This is a genomic window from Cupriavidus sp. Agwp_2 (genome assembly GCF_040784895.1).
Lineage (GTDB): Bacteria > Pseudomonadota > Gammaproteobacteria > Burkholderiales > Burkholderiaceae > Cupriavidus.
Genome location: NZ_CP088084.1, coordinates 782,115 through 798,380 on the forward strand (window position 1 = coordinate 782,115; position 16,266 = coordinate 798,380).

The following is a 16,266-nucleotide window of genomic DNA, read 5'->3' on the forward strand; positions in this document are numbered from 1 at the left end:
ACGGCCGGGTGCATGCGAAAAAAGGCCGCCTGTCAGAGACATGCGGCCTGGTGCTTGGATTGACGCGCGATGGCGCGGACGGGGCGGACGGGGCGGACGGCGAGGACCGTGCGGCCCGCAGCGGCTACTTCGCCGTCGGCATGGCGAACTCCGCACCCTTTGCAATGCTGTCGGGCCAGCGCTGCATCACGGACTTCTGGCGCGTGTAGAACCGGACGCCTTCCTCGCCATAGGCATGCATGTCGCCGAACAGGCTGCGCTTCCAGCCGCCAAAGCCGTGCCAGGCCATGGGCACCGGGATCGGTTCAGGAGCGAATCATGAGTGCACCGAACCGCTATGACGATGAGCGTGAAGTCGTCCACTTCGGACGCCGCGGTTGCCGCTGCCGCCAGGGCGTTCCCGGCGTGGTCGGAGACGCCTCCCATCCATCGCGTGCGGATCATGCAGCGCTTCCTGCAGCTGATGATCATCGCCGGCAGCAAGACCCATGGGGAAGCCCTGCGGCGACAGGATGTCTTCAATCCGGCGACCGGTGCCGTGTCGCGACAGGTCGTGCTGGGAACGCGCGGCGACCTGGTCGCGAACAATAGGCTGTGGCTCGATTCACTGTTTTAAACAATGCGCAGGCTGGATTTCCAGGGCACAGCGAGGCAACGATTCGGGAAGGCGCGACGCGCCGCAAATTGTCGCCTTTTATACTTCTCGATAGAAAGGGCCGGAAATCCCGGCTGCCTTCCGCACCGCGAGTGACCATGCGTCCCCTGCTGCAAGCCCGCCTCGTCAACGATGTCTTCGGCGACCCCGCCTTGTTCATTGACTTTTTGGACGAACGGCGCGCGCTGCTGTTCGACCTGGGCGACATCCCCGTGCTGATGCCGCGCGAGCTGATGCGCGTCTCGCACGTGTTCGTCACGCATGCGCATATGGATCACTTTTCCGGCTTCGACCACTTGTTGCGGGTACTGCTCGGGCGCAAGCCGTCCATCGCCCTGTATGGCGGGCCAGGGTTCTTGGCGCAGGTCGGGCACAAGCTGCGTGCCTATACCTGGAATGTCGTGCATCGCTACGACATGGAACTGGTCGTGGAGGCGACTGAACTTGCACTGGACGGGCACCTGCGGAGCGCCCGGTTTTCCAGCCGGGATCGATTCGCCGGCGTGACCGGCGCGACGACTGAACAGACCGACGATATCGTTCACGACGAGACGACGTTCCGCGTGCACGCCGGCTTTGTCGACCATGGCATTCCGTGCCTGTCCTACCTGGTCGAGGAGAAGGTGCGGCTCGGCATCAACAAGGCGCGCCTGGAAGCATCGGGCATGACAAAAGGCGCCTGGCTGCGCGAGCTGAAGCATGCGGTCCTGACCGGTGTCCCCCCGGACACGCCGATGCTCGTGCAATGGCGCGACAGAAGCGGCGACCGTGCGGTGACACGAACGGTCGGTGAATTAAGCCGCCTGATTCTCGACGCCGAGCCCGGCCAGCGCATCGGCTACGCGACGGACCTGCGCGATACCAGCGACAACGTGCAAGCGCTGTCCAACTTGATGCAAGGCGTCGACCAGCTCTTTATCGAGAGCGTGTTCCTGGATGAAGATCGCGCGCATGCGCTACGCAAGAACCACCTTACCGCCGCGCAGGCTGGCCGGATCGCGCGCTGCATCGGCGCCCGTGCGGTGACGCCATTTCACTTCTCGCCGCGCTACCGTGGCCGCGCGGCGGAGCTGGCTGGTGAAGTACGGGCTGCCTGGGAGCACCCCTGACGTTGCCTTGATCGGCTGCCTGGATTGGCTGCCTGGATCGGCTGACTTAAAAAAGCTGGCGCCGGCCATCGTAGTCGAGAACGATCTGGTTCATCGCGCCCAGCAGCGCCGGATCGCCGCCGCCGAGCGACTGCCCGATCGCGCGCATATAGCCCAGCAACTGCGCCTGCGCGGCATTGGCTACCTCGGTGGTAATCCCTTCGTCATCGTGCAGGATCACGTACGACCGCGCGAAGCCGTAGATCAGGAAGTAAGCCGCCGCGTGGCCGGGATCGGCGGACATCAGCGCCAGCGATTGCTGCTTGACCTTGAGGAATGCGTCCGTTCCCGGAACGCTGTTGGCAAACTGCTCGGTAACCGTCTTGAAGTCCATGGAGTGTCTCTCAGAGGAAAAAATCGAACCGTTCAGACCTGCTGCAACATGCGCCGCAACAGGCTGGCGCCGTCGGGACCCTTGTAGGCACGCTGCCAGAGAGCCTCGACCATGTTTGTGTAAAGCGACACAGCCTCCGGCGCGGCAGTCACCGAGGCGATGCCCGCCGAAATATTGGGAAACTCGCCGAAGCGGAACGGACTGATCGCCACGTACGAGCCGGTAGGCCGCTCGAAAACCTGGAACGTGGCGTTTGGCATGCTCTCGTTGACGATGCCGATCTGCATGCCGGCACGCTGTTCGTCAAGCAACACCGCAATGCGCTCCACTTCCGCGCGCGCCGCCAGCGATCGCTCCATGCGGGTCGCGGGCGGCAGGTCCATCCGGCCGATCAGCCCAAAATGGACGAAGCGTTCGAGTTCGCGCAATCCGATCAGGCTCAGGATTGGCGCCGGATGCGATGCATACGAATCCTTGCGCTCGCGCAGCAAGGCCATGATGGACTGGATACGGCCGTCGTCGTTGTCGCCGCTCTCCCTCAGCATCTGCTCAAGATAGCGGTCGTAGTCCGGCGAGGTCAGCAGGAACGAAATCGGCTCGAAGTGCGCAAGGATCCGGGTGGCGCCCTGCTCGAGCTGGCGCATCCGTTCGATGTAGGCGATGGCCGATGGGTAGTATTCCGTGCCGGCGCCGAGCAGCGATTCCAGCGAGGTGTCGAGGATGCCGGCCAGGCGCTCGAGCGTCTCGATCTTGACGATCTCGCCCTTCTCCATGCGATAGACCGCCGCGCGGGAAATGCCCAGCACTTCGGCAATCTGCTCGGCCCGCAGTTGCGCCCCGAGCCGGTAGGCCCGCAGCCGCGCGCCCAGTGCCTCGAAGTCGATTCCGCCTGTGCCGGTGGCGCGACGTTCCATTTCAGTCTCAATAATTAGATCAAAGCCACTATAGCATGGGGCGGTCGGCGTGCGCATCGCCTGTTGACACGGGCTAGGGAAAAACCCGGGGCGACAGCAAAAACACTTGCCATCCCGCCATGCGCCGCATAGTCTAAAAAAATAGATTCTAAGAACCGCTGCACAGTCCCCACCCGCCATGCACGGCAAGGGAAGTAATGCAGTGCTTTCTGAGGCCCTTACAGTCTAAAAATGGAGACAGCATGACAAGCCAGCCAATGACCCAACCTGTAGCCGCGACGGAGGCGCCGACTTCGCCCTACGCGTGGAAAGCCCTGGCCGGATCCGCCATCGGCTACGCCATGGACGGGTTCGACCTTCTGATCCTGGGCTTCATGCTGCCCGCGATCAGCGCCGCGCTTGCGCTCACCACCGGCCAGTCTGGCGCGCTGGTCACGTGGACGCTGGTCGGCGCCGTCGCCGGCGGCATCATCTTCGGCGCGCTGAGCGACCGTTATGGCCGCGTGCGGGTGCTGACGTGGACCATCGTGCTGTTCGCGGTGTTTACCGGCATGTGCGCCCTGGCCCAGGGCTTCTGGGACCTGCTGGTCTACCGCACCATTGCCGGCATCGGGCTCGGCGGCGAATTCGGCATCGGCATGGCGCTGGCCGCCGAGGCGTGGCCAGCGAGCAAGCGCGCGCGCGTTTCGTCCTATGTCGCGCTGGGCTGGCAATCGGGCGTGCTGATGGCTGCGTTGCTGACGCCGTTGCTGCTTCCCGTGGTGGGTTGGCGCGGGATGTTCGTGATCGGGGTGCTGCCGGCGCTGGTGGCATGGTTTATCCGCAACCGCCTGCATGAGCCCGAAGTGTTCGTGCGCAGTGCGCGCACGGAAAGAAGCCCAATGCATTCAAGCTGCTGGTCGCGGATCGCAAGACCACGCGCACCAGCCTGGGCATCGTGATCCTGTGCTCGGTCCAGAACTTCGGCTACTACGGCATCATGATCTGGCTGCCGACCTACCTGTCCAGGGCGCTGGGCTTTTCGCTGACCAAGTCGGCCTTGTGGACCTCGGTGACCATCGTGGGCATGATGATCGGCGTCTACGTCTTTGGCCACCTGGCCGACCGCATCGGGCGCAAGCCGACGTTCCTGATCTTCCAGGCAGGCGCGGTGGCGATGGTGCTGACCTATGCCAGGTTGTCCGACCCCATGACCATGCTCTGGGCCGGCGCCGTCATGGGCATGTTCGTCAACGGCATGATCGGCGGCTACGGCGCGCTGATTTCCGAGGCTTACCCGACCGCGGCCCGCGCCACGGCCCAGAACGTGCTGTTCAACATCGGCCGTGCCGTGGGCGGGCTGGGGCCGATCGTGGTCGGCGCCATCGCTGCAGCGTATTCGTTCCAGCTTGCCATCGCGCTGCTTGCGAGCATTTATGTGATCGACATGATCGCCACCGTCTTCCTCATCCCCGAACTGAAGGGCGTGGAACTGGAATAACGCCGGAGCCCTCCAGGCATTCCTTCGCTGCGCCGTCCGGCGCAGCGCCATCCTCAGGAGTCACCAACATGTGTGCCACCGTGTGTAGCGCGGATTCCGCGGCTACCGTAGCCTCCTATCGCTGTCGAATCGTTGAACACTACTGGGTCAACCAGCGCTACAAGTACATCCGGCTCGAATCGGACGCCCCGATCGCGGCGATGACGCGGCCCGGACAGTTCTATCAACTCAGTTGCCCCGCCACGGCCGAAGCGCAGCCGTTCCTGCTGCGGCCGATGAGCGTCTATGGCGCCGGTCCGGAAAGCGGGCGCATCGAATTCCTCTACAACGTCACCGGCGTTGGCACGCGGGCGATGGCCACGCTGCCGGTCGACGGCCGGCTGGACATCGTCGGCCCGCTCGGCAATACGTTTACGTTCAAGCCGTCGTTCCGCCGCATCCTCGTGGTCGCGCGCGGCGTCGGGCTGGCGACGATGGCGCCCTTGATCCGCCAGGCTGCCGAGGCCGGCACCGCCATCACCGCGGTCATGTCGGCGCGTACCTCGGGCGACCTGATGGAGAAGGAATTCCTGCGCGGCGCCAGCGCCGAGGTGCACGCCGTGTTCGATGCCGACGGCACATCGTCGGTCGAGGCGGTCGAAGCCTTGACCCGCCGCCTGATCGACACGCAACGCCCTGATGCCATCTACACCTGCGGCTCGCACCGCCTGCTGATGCTGCTCCAGCGCGTACTCGAGGACCACCCCGGCATCCAGGGGGAAGTCGCGATGGAGCAGCGCATGGCATGCGGCATGGGTGTGTGCCTGTCGTGCGTGCGGCTGTTCGATTGCGATGGCGACAAGCAGTTCCTGCGCGTCTGCCGCGAGGGTCCTGTTTTCAAGATCAGTGAAGTGGTTGGGGAGGTGGAATTTGGCTAATCTGACTGTCCGGGTTGGCGACCTGACGTTGCGCAACCCCGTGATGCCCGCATCCGGATGCTTCGCCATCGAGTACCGCGAGGCGATGGATCTGAACCGGCTTGGCGCGCTGGTCATCAAGAGCGTCTCGCCGAAGTCGCGCGCGGGCAACCCCACCCCGCGCGTGGCCGAAACCTTCAGCGGCATGCTCAACTCGATCGGCATCCCCAGCAAGGGACTCGACTACTACCGCAAGGAAGTCCTGCCGGCCTACACACAGTACGACACGCCGGTGGTGGTATCGATTTCCGCCGATACGGCCGAGGAGTTCGGCACCGCCTGCGAGGAGATGTCGCTGCCCGAAGTCGACGTGATCGAGGCCAATATCTCCTGCCCCAACCTGGAAGCGGACGGCATGGCCTTCGCCATGCTGCCCGAGACCACCTACAAGGCAGTCTCCGCGATTCGCCGCCGCACCCGGCACCCGTTCTGGGTCAAGCTGACGCCCAACGCCGGCAACATCGCCGCCGTCGCCCGCGCTGCCGAGGAAGCCGGTGCCGATGCGATCGTGATGGGCAACACCGTGCTGGGCATGGCGATCGATATCCGCACGCGCAAGCCCAGGCTCGGCAATGTCATGGGTGGCCTGTCCGGGCCTGCGATCAAGCCGATTGCCCTGCGGCTGGTGCATCAGTGCTATCGCGCCGTGCGCATCCCCATCATCGGCTGCGGCGGCATCCAGAGCGCCGAGGACGCGGTCGAGTTCATGCTCGCGGGGGCGTCGGCGATCCAGGTCGGCACGGCCTCGTTCCGGGATCCGGCGGTCATGCAGAAGATCATCGACGGGCTCGATGCGTACTGCGAGCAGGCCGGCATCGCATCGATCCGCGACCTGACCGGGCAGGTGATCCTCGACCGCCAGCTCAGCGACCGCTGGCTGCGCTTTGCCCAGCAATCCGGCTGACTTGTCTATGGAAATCCTGGAACTCAGGCTGCTGGCCGAACAGTTGTTCGCCGACATCGGCGCGCTGTCGTTCGATGGCGTCGGCATTACCCGCGACAGCTATGGCGCCGGCGAATCGGCCGCCGCCGATTACCTGCGGCGCTTTGCCGCGCTGCACGGGCTGCACGTGCAAAGCGATCGCGCGGCAAACCTCGTGTTCACCCTGCCCGAGGAGGACGCCGGCGCACCGGCCGCGTGGGTCGGCTCGCATCTCGATTCTGTCCCGCAGGGCGGCAACTTCGACGGCCTCGCGGGGATCGTCGCCGGGCTGCTGTGCCTGGCCGCGCGAAAGGCGCAAGGTGGGTCCGGTGCCGCGCCGCTGCGCGTGATCGCCTTCCGCGGCGAGGAGAGCGCGTGGTTCGGCAAGGCCTACATGGGATCGGGCGCGGCGCTGGGCAAGCTCGGCACGGACGATCTGGCGCTGAAGCACCGCAGTTCGGGCAAGACGCTCGCCGATTGCATGGCGGCGGCCGGCGCCGACGTCGAGGCCATCGCCGCGCAGCAACCCTTGTTCGACCGTGCCGCCGCAGCGGCATACCTGGAGCTGCATATCGAGCAGGGCCCGGTGATGGTGGCCCGCAAGCTGCCGCTGGCCGTGGTGCCCGGCATTCGCGGCAACGTCAGGCACAACCGCATCGCCTGCCTCGGCGAACCCGGGCATTCCGGCGCGGTGCCGCGTTGGCTGCGCAAGGATGCGATGTTTGCCGTGGCGGAGCTGATCACGCGGCTCGACGAACACTGGAAGGTGCTGCTCGAACGCGGCATTGACCTGGTTGTGACCACCGGGGTGGTGTCCACCGATCCCGCCGAGCATTCGATTTCACGGATTCCGGGCAAGGTCGAATTCAGCTTCGAGGCGCGCAGCAAGAGCGTGGATACGCTGGAAGGCTTCTACCAGCTGCTGCGTACGGAATGCAAGGCCATCGGCCGCGATCGCGGGGTGCATTTCGAGTTCGACCGCCGCATCGAATCGGCTCCGGCGACGATGGACCTTGCACTGTCAAACCTGCTGCGTGAGGCGTGTGCCGGCGCCGGACTGCCGGTCGAGATGGTGCCGAGCGGCGCCGGGCACGATGCCTCGCTGTTCGCCAATGCCGGCATCCCCACCGCCATGCTCTTTGTCCGCAACGAAAACGGCTCGCACAATCCGGACGAGGCGATGGACCTGGATGATTTCATGCTCGGCACGCAAGTCATGTATCGGGCACTCGAAGGCATCCCGGCCAGGAGGCAGGCATGACCGTGCAGACCCTGACCATCCGCCGCCCGGACGACTGGCACCTGCACCTGCGCGACGGCGACCTGCTGCGCGCGGTGCTGCCGGCGTCCGCCCGCCAGTTCGGCCGGGCCATCGTGATGCCCAATCTGAAGCCGCCGGTCACCACGGCGGAGGCGGCCATGGCCTATCGTGAACGTATCCTTGGCGCATTGCGGCCGGGGTCCGCGTTCACGCCGCTGATGACCTGCTACCTGTGCGACACCACCGATCCGGCGGACATCCGCGCCGGCTTTGACGCCGGTGCCTTTGCCGCCGCAAAGCTGTATCCCGCCGGCGCCACCACCCACTCCGAGTATGGCGTGACGTCGATCGGCCGCGTTGCCGGCGTGCTGGCCGTCATGCAGGACATCGGCATGCCGCTGCTGATCCATGGCGAAAGCACCGATCCCGCGGTCGATGTCTTCGACCGCGAGGCGGCATTCCTGCAGGCCACCTTGCGGCCGCTGCTGGCCCGCTACCCGCGCCTGAAAGTGGTGCTGGAACACATCACCACCGCCGAAGCGGCCGACTTCGTCATGCGCGACGCGAGCGGCAGGCTGGCGGCCACCATCACGCCGCAGCACCTGATGTTCAACCGCAATGCCATGTTCGCGGGCGGCATCCGGCCGCACTACTACTGCCTGCCGGTACTGAAGCGCGAGCGGCACCGGCTGGCGCTGCGGCGCGCGGCCACCTCGGGCTCGCCGGCGTTCTTCCTCGGCACCGATTCGGCGCCGCACGATACCGGCGCCAAGGAATCCGCCTGCGGTTGTGCCGGCATCTTCAGCGCGCCCGTTGCATTGCAGGCCTACCTGACCGTGTTCGACGAGGAACAGGCCATACACCGCTTCGAAGCCTTCGCCAGCGAACACGGCGCGCGCTTCTACGGCATGCCGCCGCACCAGGAGACGATCACGTTCCACCGCAGCCCCATGCACGTGACGGAGCAGACCGAACTGCCGGACGGGCGGCACATCCGTCAGTTCCTCGCCGGCGAGACATTGCCCTGGACGCTCGCCTAGCCGACGCCAACTCTTATCGGATCGCATCATGACCAATACCTATCGCACCGAAGCCGACCTGCTTGGCGAACGCCAGGTGCCGGCCGACGCTTACTACGGCGTCCACACCCTGCGGGCCTGGGAGAACTTCCAGATCAGCGGCACCCCGATCTCCTCATGGCCCGAACTGATCATCGCGCTGGCCTCCGTCAAGCAGGCTGCCGCCGAGGCTAACGCCGAACTCGGCCTGCTGCCGGCCAACTTGCGCGACGCCATCCTGGCCGCCTGCCATGACGTGAGCGAAGGCATGCTGCATGACCAGTTCATTGTCGACACGATCCAGGGCGGAGCCGGCACGTCGACGAACATGAATGCCAACGAGGTCGTCTGCAACCGCGCGCTCGAGCACATGGGGCACAGCAAGGGCGAATACCAGTTCCTGCACCCGAACGAGCACGTCAACATGGCGCAGAGCACCAACGACGTCTATCCGACCGCGCTGCGCATTGCCACGTACTTCGCCATCGAGCACCTGCTTGAAGCCATGCAAGTGCTGCACGCCGCGTTCGACCGCAAGTCGACGGAGTTTTCCGGCCTGCTCAAGCTCGGGCGCACCCAGTTGCAGGATGCCGTGCCGATGACGCTCGGCCAGGAATTCTCCACGTACGCGGTCATGCTCGAAGAAGACATGGCACGCCTGCGCGAAACCGCGTTGCTGATCCGCGAGATCAACCTCGGCGCCACCGCGATCGGCACCGGCATCACCGCGCACCCCGACTATGCGCCAAAGGCCCTGGCCGCATTGCGCCGCATCACCGGCATCGACCTGTGTCTCGCGCCCAACCTGGTGGAAGCCACGCAGGATTGCGGCGCCTTCGTGCAGATCTCCGGCGTGCTCAAGCGCATCGCCGTCAAGCTGTCCAAGACCTGCAACGACCTGCGCCTGCTGTCGAGCGGGCCGCGCGCGGGCTTCGGCGAGATCAACCTGCCGCCGATGCAGGCGGGGTCGTCGATCATGCCGGGCAAGGTCAACCCGGTCATCCCGGAGGTCGTGAACCAGATCGCCTTCGAAGTGTTCGGCAACGACATCACCATCACCTTTGCCGCGGAAGCCGGCCAGCTGCAGCTCAATGCCTTCGAGCCGGTGATTGCCGCCAGCCTGCTGCGCAGCTTCCGGCACCTGACCAATGGCTGCCTGACGCTGGCGCAGAAATGCGTCGACGGCATTACCGCCAACCCGGAACGCCTGCGCGAGACCATCGAGCGCTCGATCGCACTGGTGACGGCGCTCAATCCCGTGATCGGCTACAAGAACGCGACCTCGGTCGCCGCCGAGGCCCATGCCAAGGGCACCACCATCCGCGAAGTGGTGCTGGCACGGGGCCTGATGACCGCCGAGGCGCTGGACGAAGCACTGCGCCCCGAAACGCTGATCCGGCCGCGTGCCGACAAGCTCGGCGGCAAGCCATGAACGAGGGAGTCTTCATGCCCCGCCCTCGCACCGCACTCACGCTGCAGGCGTCCGTCGGCCGCGCGCTGATCGAGGCCGGCTGCGTCCGCTTTCGCCGCGACGAGCCCTTCCGGCTGCCCTCGGGCTGGGCCAGCCCGGTCTATATCGATTGCCGTCGGCTGATCTCGTACCCGGCACTGCGCCGCGCGCTGGTGCAGCGTGGCCTGCAGCTGCTGCGCGAGCGCGGCCGTTTGGCCGGCATCGACGCGGTCGCCGGCGCGGAATCCAGCGGGATCGCGTTCGCCGCGTGGGTGGCCGAACTGCTCGACCTGCCGCTGGTCTACGTGCGCAAGGAAGCGCGCGGCATCGGCCCTGCCGCGCAGGTCGTGGGCGACATCCGCGCCGGCGACCGCGTGCTGCTGGTCGACGACATGATGGCAGCGGGCCGGTCCAAGGCCGCCTTCTGCGCGGCACTGTCCGACGCCGGGGCAGTCGTGCAGGACATCCTGGTCCTGTTCGACTACGCCACGTTCCCGACGCAGGCGGCCCTGTACCGCTGGCAGCCAGCCATCCATGCGCTGGCCACGTGGCGCGACATCCTCGACGCGCTGCACGAGTCGGGCGACGTTGCCGAGGCCGACCTGGCCGAATTGCAAGCCTTCCTGGCCGACCCGCCGCGCTGGTCCAGCCGGCACGGCGGCATCGCCGCGTAGCCCTCAACGACGTTTTGTGTTCCGGCCTCTCGCCCGTCATGCACGGGCGGTGGCCCCCTTTTGCCCGATTTTCCTTGAAACCCGCCATGGACGACGCCTTCAGGCCCGCGCGTCGCCTGCAAGCCTTTCCACGCCATACCCACTGAAAAAAAACCGGAGGAGACCATGCATCTGAAACACCGGGCCCTGGCCGCGGCCGCCATGGCCGCGAGCCTTGCACAGCCTGCCCTGGCGCAATCGGGCGTCACCCCGGGCGTCACCTCGGGCGTCACACTTTACGGCCAGGTCGACGCCTTCGTCGGCAGCACCCGCGCCTCGGGCGGCGAGCGCACGGCAATCGTCGGCGCGGGCGGCATGCAGACCTCGTACTGGGGCATGCGCGGCAACGAAGACCTGGGTAACGGGCTCAAGGCCATCTTCGACCTGAATGGGTTCTACCGTGTCGACACGGGGCGCTTCGGCCGCTCCGACACCGACGGCTTCCTGACGCGCAGCGCCTATGCCGGGCTGCAATCGTCGAAGTACGGCACGGTGCGGCTCGGGCGCAATACCACGCCGTATTTCCTGTCGACGATCCTGTTCAACCCGCTGGTTGATTCCTACAATTTCGGCCCGTCGATCTTTCACACCTACAAGACGGCCACCGATGGACGCGTGTTCGATCCCGGCATCATCGGCGATTCCGGGTGGTCGAACTCGGTCGTGTATTCGTCGCCTACGGCCGGGGGCCTGACGGTAAACCTGACCTATGCGTTCGGCGAGCAGGCGGGCAGCACCGGCCAGAATAAATGGGGCGGCAACGTGACCTGGTTCAGCGGCGCCTTCGCCGCGACCGCCGCGTTCCAGCAGGTCAGTTTCAACGCCGTTCCCGGCGATGTGACGGCACCGGCGGCACCCGCGGCACTCGCGGGCTTCGACAAGCAGACCGCGGCCCAGCTTGGCGTGAGCTACGACCTGGGCGTCGCCAAGCTGTTCGGCCAGGCGCAGTACATCCGTACCGCGGTCAATGGCGCGCAGGGCGACATCCGCCATGCCAACGGCCAGGTTGGCACTTCGATTCCTGCCGGCGCCGGCAGCGTGCTGGCCTCGTACGCCTATGCGAATACGCGCAACGACGTGGCGGCAATGGGCCGGCACACGGCCGCCATTGCCTATGACTACAACTTGTCGAAGCGGACTGACCTGTATGCCGCGTATTTCTACGACCGCGTGACCGGGCGGCCGCATGCCGAGACACTGGGTGCTGGCATGCGGCATCGGTTCTAGCGTGCCGCCAATGAGTCGGACCGTTACGCCGAACCCGAAAACAAGGACTTCCTGATGATGGCGTGAATGCCCCAGTTGCCATTGACGACCTGTGTCACCCCGAAATCCACGGCGACCGATATCAGGGTGACCGCCTCGTCTTCGGTCAGTCCCTTGACCGTCATCAGGAAGCGGCGCGCTTTGCGGAAGGCATCGCGCATGGCATCGTCGAGCGTGGATTTCAGGTAGATATCGCTCTGCGCCATCTTGCCCAGCTCGGTCAGATGGTTCGGTGAACTGAAGCCATGCAGTATCCACTCCCCGGCAGTCTCCACCAATGGGTAGCTCAGGTCGGCAAAGGGCGCACCGCGTTCGATCATGGTGCTCTTGTGCAGGACCAGCTGGAAGTCGCCGGTGAGCGAGCATTCGATGGCGGTTCCGCACAGCTCGGAGTCGCCTTGTGAAGCATGGGGGTCACCGATCGACAGTAGCGCGCCCGGCACGGCAACCCTGAGGTAAACGGTGGCACCTCGCGTGACGCGCCAGTTGTCCAGGTTCCCGGCGAAGCTTGATGGCGGGATGGAGTCGATCAGCCCGTCCTGCGCCGGCGCCACGGCAATGACACCGAAGTGCGGCCGGATCGGTATGGAGACATTCCGCAGTACGTCGTAGTTTTTGGTAATGGTGGCATGGTCGACCGGCACGCCGGGATAATCGATGGTCGGATGCAGCACGCCGAAGGGATCGCGCTGCGGCGTCCAGCGAAAGCTGTAGACCGCGCGCGCGCAACCGTCGGCACGTTCGCAATCGATCTCGAAGACGGTCACCACCTCCCGCTCGCGCGGTTCCGTCAGCATGTCGCGGTAGTGAAATCCCCACCAGGTCGAAGCGTTGCTGCCGAAAGCCTTTCCGGCAAATCGCGGGTTCGCGCACGGCCGCGGGCGTACGTCGAGTATTCGCACCTCAAGGACATCGCCGGGCATGGCACCACGAACCGCGATCGGACCGGTGCAGATATGGACGCCGAAGCCTTCTCCCGCGCCCCGGCCATAGACCGAAGCATCGATCGGCCCTGCGCCGCGCCGGTTGACGTTCTTTTGTTCGGCCGTCCAGTGGAAGACGCTTTCCGCGCCGGGATCGCCGTCAATCATGCGCTCGCGGTCGTCCGACGCGTGTTGGGTCAGCGTCTCGATGGTGACCGTGTCGCCGGACCTGACCTCCAGCGCTGGCGGCAGCTCATGGCTCAGGTAGCCCCAATGCACGGTCTTGTCCGTTGCTTGCAGCCAGTGGTGCTGGCCTTCGTGGCGTGCGGCATGCGATCGCGCCTGCGCAATGGAAACGACAGCGGGCTGGTCGGCTGGCGCCGCGCGCATGACAGGCGCGGGTTTCGCGTGAGCGGGAAGTCCGCGCGACACATTCTGGGGTGGCCGGGGTGCCGGCGCGATCGCCATCTGGTCGCGGTATGCGCGCGGGGAAATCCCGAACTGTTCGCGAAACGCGTGGCTGAAATAGGAGGGATCGTTGAAACCCCAGCGATAGCAGATATCGGAAATGGAAAGCTTGTCGTACTGCGCGTTCGCCAGATCGGCCCGGCATCGGTCAAGCCGGCTGGTGCGCAGGAAGGATGAAAAGCTGCTGCCCGATTTCTCGAACAGCTTCTGCAAATAGCGAGCCGACAGGCGCTCGTCCGCGGCGATGGTGGCCAGGCTGAGATCCGGTTCCGAGAGACGAGCGTTGATGCGGCTGCAAACCCGGAAAAAAATGGCGGAACGCGATCGCGTCATGTCCACCGCCGGGGCAGCCCGGCTCTCCGCAAGGACGGCGCCCAGGCACGACAGAATGGTGTTTTCGAACGGCTGGATGGCCTTGCCGTCAGCGGACACCACGGTATCGAAACCGAGCACCATCGACTGCAGCAGCCGGGAGAACAGTTCGGCCGAGTCGCCGGCAAGCACCTGCGCGGCGCCTGGCAGCGGTGCCGTGACCCGTGCACTGAGCAATGCCTGGCCGATGTGTACCGCCAGCAGCCGGAAGCCAGTGCTGAGCACCAGCTTCCGGGAATCCTGTTGCGGCACGCAGACCAGCTGGCCAGGCCGTAGGGGCTCGCGCAGCTCTGGCGCGGCGAGGGTGGCGTTGCCTTCGGCCAGCATCAGCAGCGTCATGCCTCGTCCGTCTCCCGCAGCAACGCCCAGGGTCTGGGGAACCGACGCGACACAGGCCAGTTCTATCCCTGCCGGGGTTGTCCGCGACTGGATCGTGCCGTGCAGGGTGTGATCCGCGCACAGGCTTTCGCAATGCAGGCGCGCGATCCTGAGTTCGTCGCGCCAGGCGGCGCCCCGCCGGTTGTGCGGATAGGCTTCGGTGGAAAAGCGCAAAAGGTGCAATTCAGCCTCCCAGGCAGCATTCTGCAACAGCGCAATTGGCGGACAGGGCTGTCCGCCAACGCTCCAGGCATTTCATGCAAAGGCCATCAATCCGTCAAGTCATCCGACCATCAACTGGCCTCGCATGGCGGCAACCAGCACGAAACCCGCAAATGTGCCGAAGATGGCGAAAATGCCGCCAAGCACGTTAGGCGCCGGTATCGGTGCACGGACAGCAGTGTAGACAATACCGGTGACCAGTCCGACGGCGGCTGCCTGCAGTTCGGTCGTCCCCAATGCAATTTCTACCATGTCGTTCTCCCCGCTCTCAGGAAATTCCGTTGCCCTGGCTGCCTTGCGGCGGGCGCCCGAAGGCGATGGTCTTGCGCAACGCTTGCACGATCAGGTAGCCGAGGTAAGTAAAAAGGATGGCGCAGATCCCGCCGGTGACATTGGGCGCGGGAATCGGCAAATTCAGCCAGGAATACAGGGAGCCGGTGACCAGGCCGACGATCAGGGCAACCCATTCGTTGCGTCCTACGTAGACGTATTGCATGCCGCGTTCTCCGGTTCGGCAGCCGCGCGGGGCACCCCGCCTTGCGGCGGCGGGCGTCCGGCGGTGCGTGGATTCGATGATGATGCCAGCTCAGCCTTTGCCTTTGCCGCCTTTGGGTGGGAAGATCGCGCGAGGCATGGTGCAATGGATGCCCTGCGTGCCATCGACGACCTGCGTCACACCGAAGTCGGCCGAGACGCTCATCAGCGAGTAGGCATCATCGCGCGAGAGGCCCTGCTGCTCGGTCAGCAACTGGATCATGTCGCGGGCCGCGTTCTTGCCGGCCTCATCAAGGTCTTCATGGAAGCCGTGCACGACCCAGCAATCGGGCGTTTCCAGAAGCGGCGACGGGAAGTGGAAGTCCTTGCGCAGGATGACCTGGAACAGCACGTTCAGCGAGGCTTCGATCGCCGTACCGCTGATTTCGCCGTCGCCCTGCGAGATATGCGGGTCGCCGATCGAGAACAGGGCGCCGTCGACCTGGACCGGGTAGTACATGGTGGCACCCGCACCGATGCGCCAGTTGTCGATATTGCCGCCATGCAGCCCTGGCTCCACGGTAGTGACCCGGCCGCGTTTATCGGGCGCGACCCCAGCGGTGCCAAGATGGGGCCGCACGGGCACGCGCACACCGGCAAGCGCCGGCTGGCGGCAGCATTCGCGTTCGTCGACCACCTTGCCGGGCGTGGTCAGCTTGCCGGGGTAGTCGAAGGCATAGAGGGCATGCGCGGTGTTGGAAGCCTGGTCCAGCTCATAGATCGTGACCCGCTCCTTCTCGAACTCCCTGTAGAGCTGCCCCCAGTGCGCCGCAACGTTGGCGCCGAAGCGGAAGCGCGGGATCATCTGGAGATAGCGCACCTCCAGCACATCGCCGGGCCTGGCACCCTCGACATAGATCGGCCCGGTCATGATGTGCACACCCGGGTTGCGGTCGTCATGGGGAACCTTCTGGTAGATCTCGCGGATGGCGTCATCCATCATCAGCTCTGGCGCATCTCCCGCGTGATGGGTCACGGCCTCGGCACGAATGAGGTCGCCGCTCTTCACGGTCAGGGCGGGCGCCTTGGTGGCATCGAAGTAGCCCCAATGGATGGTCTCTGGGCGAGCGGGCAGGTCATGCAGCATGTTGTCTCCTGGATATTTTTTGCAGCCGCATCCCCAGCCGCTCACTCGGTGCTCAGCTGTACCCGGTCAGGCAGAGGGGTGATATCGGCTATTCGTGTTTCTCATGAATCGCCATGATTGAACTC

The 16,266-nt window shown here is 65.4% G+C and carries 15 protein-coding genes and 2 pseudogenes; 10 read left to right on the forward strand and 7 right to left on the reverse strand.

The window, feature by feature from the left end:
* Positions 1–124: 124 nt before the first annotated feature.
* A pseudogene (locus LPA45_RS21325) lies at positions 125–304 on the reverse strand (methylmalonate-semialdehyde dehydrogenase (CoA acylating)); the annotation flags it as partial.
* Between the two features lie 18 nt (positions 305–322).
* On the opposite strand from LPA45_RS21325, the gene LPA45_RS21330 reads away from it, so the two are divergent.
* Together LPA45_RS21330 and LPA45_RS21335 are read left to right on the forward strand one after the other, a co-directional pair.
* Complete coding sequence (locus LPA45_RS21330; protein WP_317919783.1) at positions 323–616, forward strand: aldehyde dehydrogenase family protein; 294 nt, start codon at positions 323–325, stop codon at positions 614–616.
* A 137-nt stretch (positions 617–753) separates the two neighbouring features.
* Positions 754–1,764 carry an MBL fold metallo-hydrolase gene (locus LPA45_RS21335; RefSeq protein ID WP_317919782.1) on the forward strand — a complete coding sequence of 337 codons (1,011 nt, stop codon included), beginning with the start codon at positions 754–756 and terminating at the stop codon, positions 1,762–1,764.
* Between the two features lie 46 nt (positions 1,765–1,810).
* Here LPA45_RS21335 and LPA45_RS21340 read toward each other — a convergent pair whose 3' ends face one another.
* On the reverse strand, positions 1,811–2,137 hold the full coding sequence (locus tag LPA45_RS21340; protein ID WP_317919781.1) for a hypothetical protein: 327 nt from the start codon (positions 2,135–2,137) through the stop codon (positions 1,811–1,813).
* Between the two features lie 32 nt (positions 2,138–2,169).
* Positions 2,170–3,051: a helix-turn-helix domain-containing protein gene (locus tag LPA45_RS21345; RefSeq protein ID WP_317919780.1), complete on the reverse strand. Its 882-nt coding sequence runs from the start codon at positions 3,049–3,051 to the stop codon at positions 2,170–2,172.
* 242 nt (positions 3,052–3,293) lie between these two features.
* Between LPA45_RS21345 and LPA45_RS21350 the strand changes: the two are divergent.
* The 8 genes and pseudogenes from LPA45_RS21350 (at position 3,294) to LPA45_RS21385 (ending at position 12,118) form a co-directional block, all read left to right on the forward strand.
* Positions 3,294–4,531 (forward strand): annotated as a pseudogene (locus LPA45_RS21350) (MFS transporter).
* Positions 4,532–4,599: 68 nt separating this feature from the next.
* Positions 4,600–5,448: a dihydroorotate dehydrogenase electron transfer subunit gene (locus LPA45_RS21355; RefSeq protein ID WP_116321166.1), complete on the forward strand. Its 849-nt coding sequence runs from the start codon at positions 4,600–4,602 to the stop codon at positions 5,446–5,448.
* Positions 5,441–6,391, forward strand: coding sequence for a dihydroorotate dehydrogenase (locus tag LPA45_RS21360; RefSeq protein ID WP_317919778.1), 951 nt, complete (start codon positions 5,441–5,443; stop codon positions 6,389–6,391). Before LPA45_RS21355 ends, LPA45_RS21360 begins: the two co-directional genes overlap by 8 nt.
* A gap of 7 nt (positions 6,392–6,398) precedes the next feature.
* Positions 6,399–7,670 carry a hydantoinase/carbamoylase family amidase gene (locus LPA45_RS21365; protein WP_317919776.1) on the forward strand — a complete coding sequence of 424 codons (1,272 nt, stop codon included), beginning with the start codon at positions 6,399–6,401 and terminating at the stop codon, positions 7,668–7,670.
* Positions 7,667–8,710, forward strand: a complete 1,044-nt coding sequence (gene pyrC / locus LPA45_RS21370) for a dihydroorotase (RefSeq protein WP_317919774.1) — start codon at positions 7,667–7,669, stop codon at positions 8,708–8,710. The genes LPA45_RS21365 and pyrC overlap by 4 nt, the downstream gene beginning before the upstream one ends.
* Positions 8,711–8,738: 28 nt before the next feature.
* A complete protein-coding gene (aspA, locus tag LPA45_RS21375; RefSeq protein WP_376790674.1) occupies positions 8,739–10,160 on the forward strand; it encodes an aspartate ammonia-lyase in 1,422 nt (473 codons plus the stop codon).
* Positions 10,161–10,174: 14 nt separating this feature from the next.
* Positions 10,175–10,852: an orotate phosphoribosyltransferase gene (locus tag LPA45_RS21380; protein ID WP_317919773.1), complete on the forward strand. Its 678-nt coding sequence runs from the start codon at positions 10,175–10,177 to the stop codon at positions 10,850–10,852.
* A gap of 165 nt (positions 10,853–11,017) precedes the next feature.
* Positions 11,018–12,118 carry a porin gene (locus LPA45_RS21385; RefSeq protein WP_317919772.1) on the forward strand — a complete coding sequence of 367 codons (1,101 nt, stop codon included), beginning with the start codon at positions 11,018–11,020 and terminating at the stop codon, positions 12,116–12,118.
* A 23-nt stretch (positions 12,119–12,141) separates the two neighbouring features.
* Here the strand turns inward: LPA45_RS21385 and LPA45_RS21390 are convergent, their stop codons facing one another.
* The 4 genes from LPA45_RS21390 to LPA45_RS21405 form a co-directional block, all read right to left on the reverse strand.
* Entirely contained in the window at positions 12,142–14,481 is a 2,340-nt protein-coding gene (locus tag LPA45_RS21390) for an acetamidase/formamidase family protein (protein ID WP_376790690.1), read from the reverse strand.
* Between the two features lie 99 nt (positions 14,482–14,580).
* Positions 14,581–14,772 (reverse strand): DUF1427 family protein, encoded by a 192-nt coding sequence (locus tag LPA45_RS21395; protein WP_116321172.1) that lies wholly within the window; start codon positions 14,770–14,772, stop codon positions 14,581–14,583.
* A gap of 16 nt (positions 14,773–14,788) precedes the next feature.
* The gene (locus LPA45_RS21400) at positions 14,789–15,016 is read right to left on the reverse strand and encodes a XapX domain-containing protein (protein ID WP_317919769.1); all 228 of its coding nucleotides are present in this window, start codon (positions 15,014–15,016) and stop codon (positions 14,789–14,791) included.
* 90 nt (positions 15,017–15,106) lie between these two features.
* Positions 15,107–16,141, reverse strand: coding sequence for an acetamidase/formamidase family protein (locus tag LPA45_RS21405; protein WP_116321174.1), 1,035 nt, complete (start codon positions 16,139–16,141; stop codon positions 15,107–15,109).
* Positions 16,142–16,266: the final 125 nt, after the last annotated feature.

Bases quoted from the DNA above. Each gene is read 5' to 3' on its own strand.
- LPA45_RS21335 (WP_317919782.1), top strand. From the start codon at position 754: ATGCGTCCCCTGCTGCAAGCCCGCCTCGTCAACGATGTCTTCGGCGAC.
- LPA45_RS21340 (WP_317919781.1), bottom strand. From the start codon at position 2,137: ATGGACTTCAAGACGGTTACCGAGCAGTTTGCCAACAGCGTTCCGGGA.
- LPA45_RS21345 (WP_317919780.1), bottom strand. From the start codon at position 3,051: ATGGAACGTCGCGCCACCGGCACAGGCGGAATCGACTTCGAGGCACTG.
- LPA45_RS21355 (WP_116321166.1), top strand. From the start codon at position 4,600: ATGTGTGCCACCGTGTGTAGCGCGGATTCCGCGGCTACCGTAGCCTCC.
- LPA45_RS21365 (WP_317919776.1), top strand. From the start codon at position 6,399: ATGGAAATCCTGGAACTCAGGCTGCTGGCCGAACAGTTGTTCGCCGAC.
- pyrC (WP_317919774.1), top strand. From the start codon at position 7,667: ATGACCGTGCAGACCCTGACCATCCGCCGCCCGGACGACTGGCACCTG.
- aspA (WP_376790674.1), top strand. From the start codon at position 8,739: ATGACCAATACCTATCGCACCGAAGCCGACCTGCTTGGCGAACGCCAG.
- LPA45_RS21380 (WP_317919773.1), top strand. From the start codon at position 10,175: ATGCCCCGCCCTCGCACCGCACTCACGCTGCAGGCGTCCGTCGGCCGC.
- LPA45_RS21385 (WP_317919772.1), top strand. From the start codon at position 11,018: ATGCATCTGAAACACCGGGCCCTGGCCGCGGCCGCCATGGCCGCGAGC.
- LPA45_RS21395 (WP_116321172.1), bottom strand. From the start codon at position 14,772: ATGGTAGAAATTGCATTGGGGACGACCGAACTGCAGGCAGCCGCCGTC.
- LPA45_RS21400 (WP_317919769.1), bottom strand. From the start codon at position 15,016: ATGCAATACGTCTACGTAGGACGCAACGAATGGGTTGCCCTGATCGTC.
- LPA45_RS21405 (WP_116321174.1), bottom strand. From the start codon at position 16,141: ATGCTGCATGACCTGCCCGCTCGCCCAGAGACCATCCATTGGGGCTAC.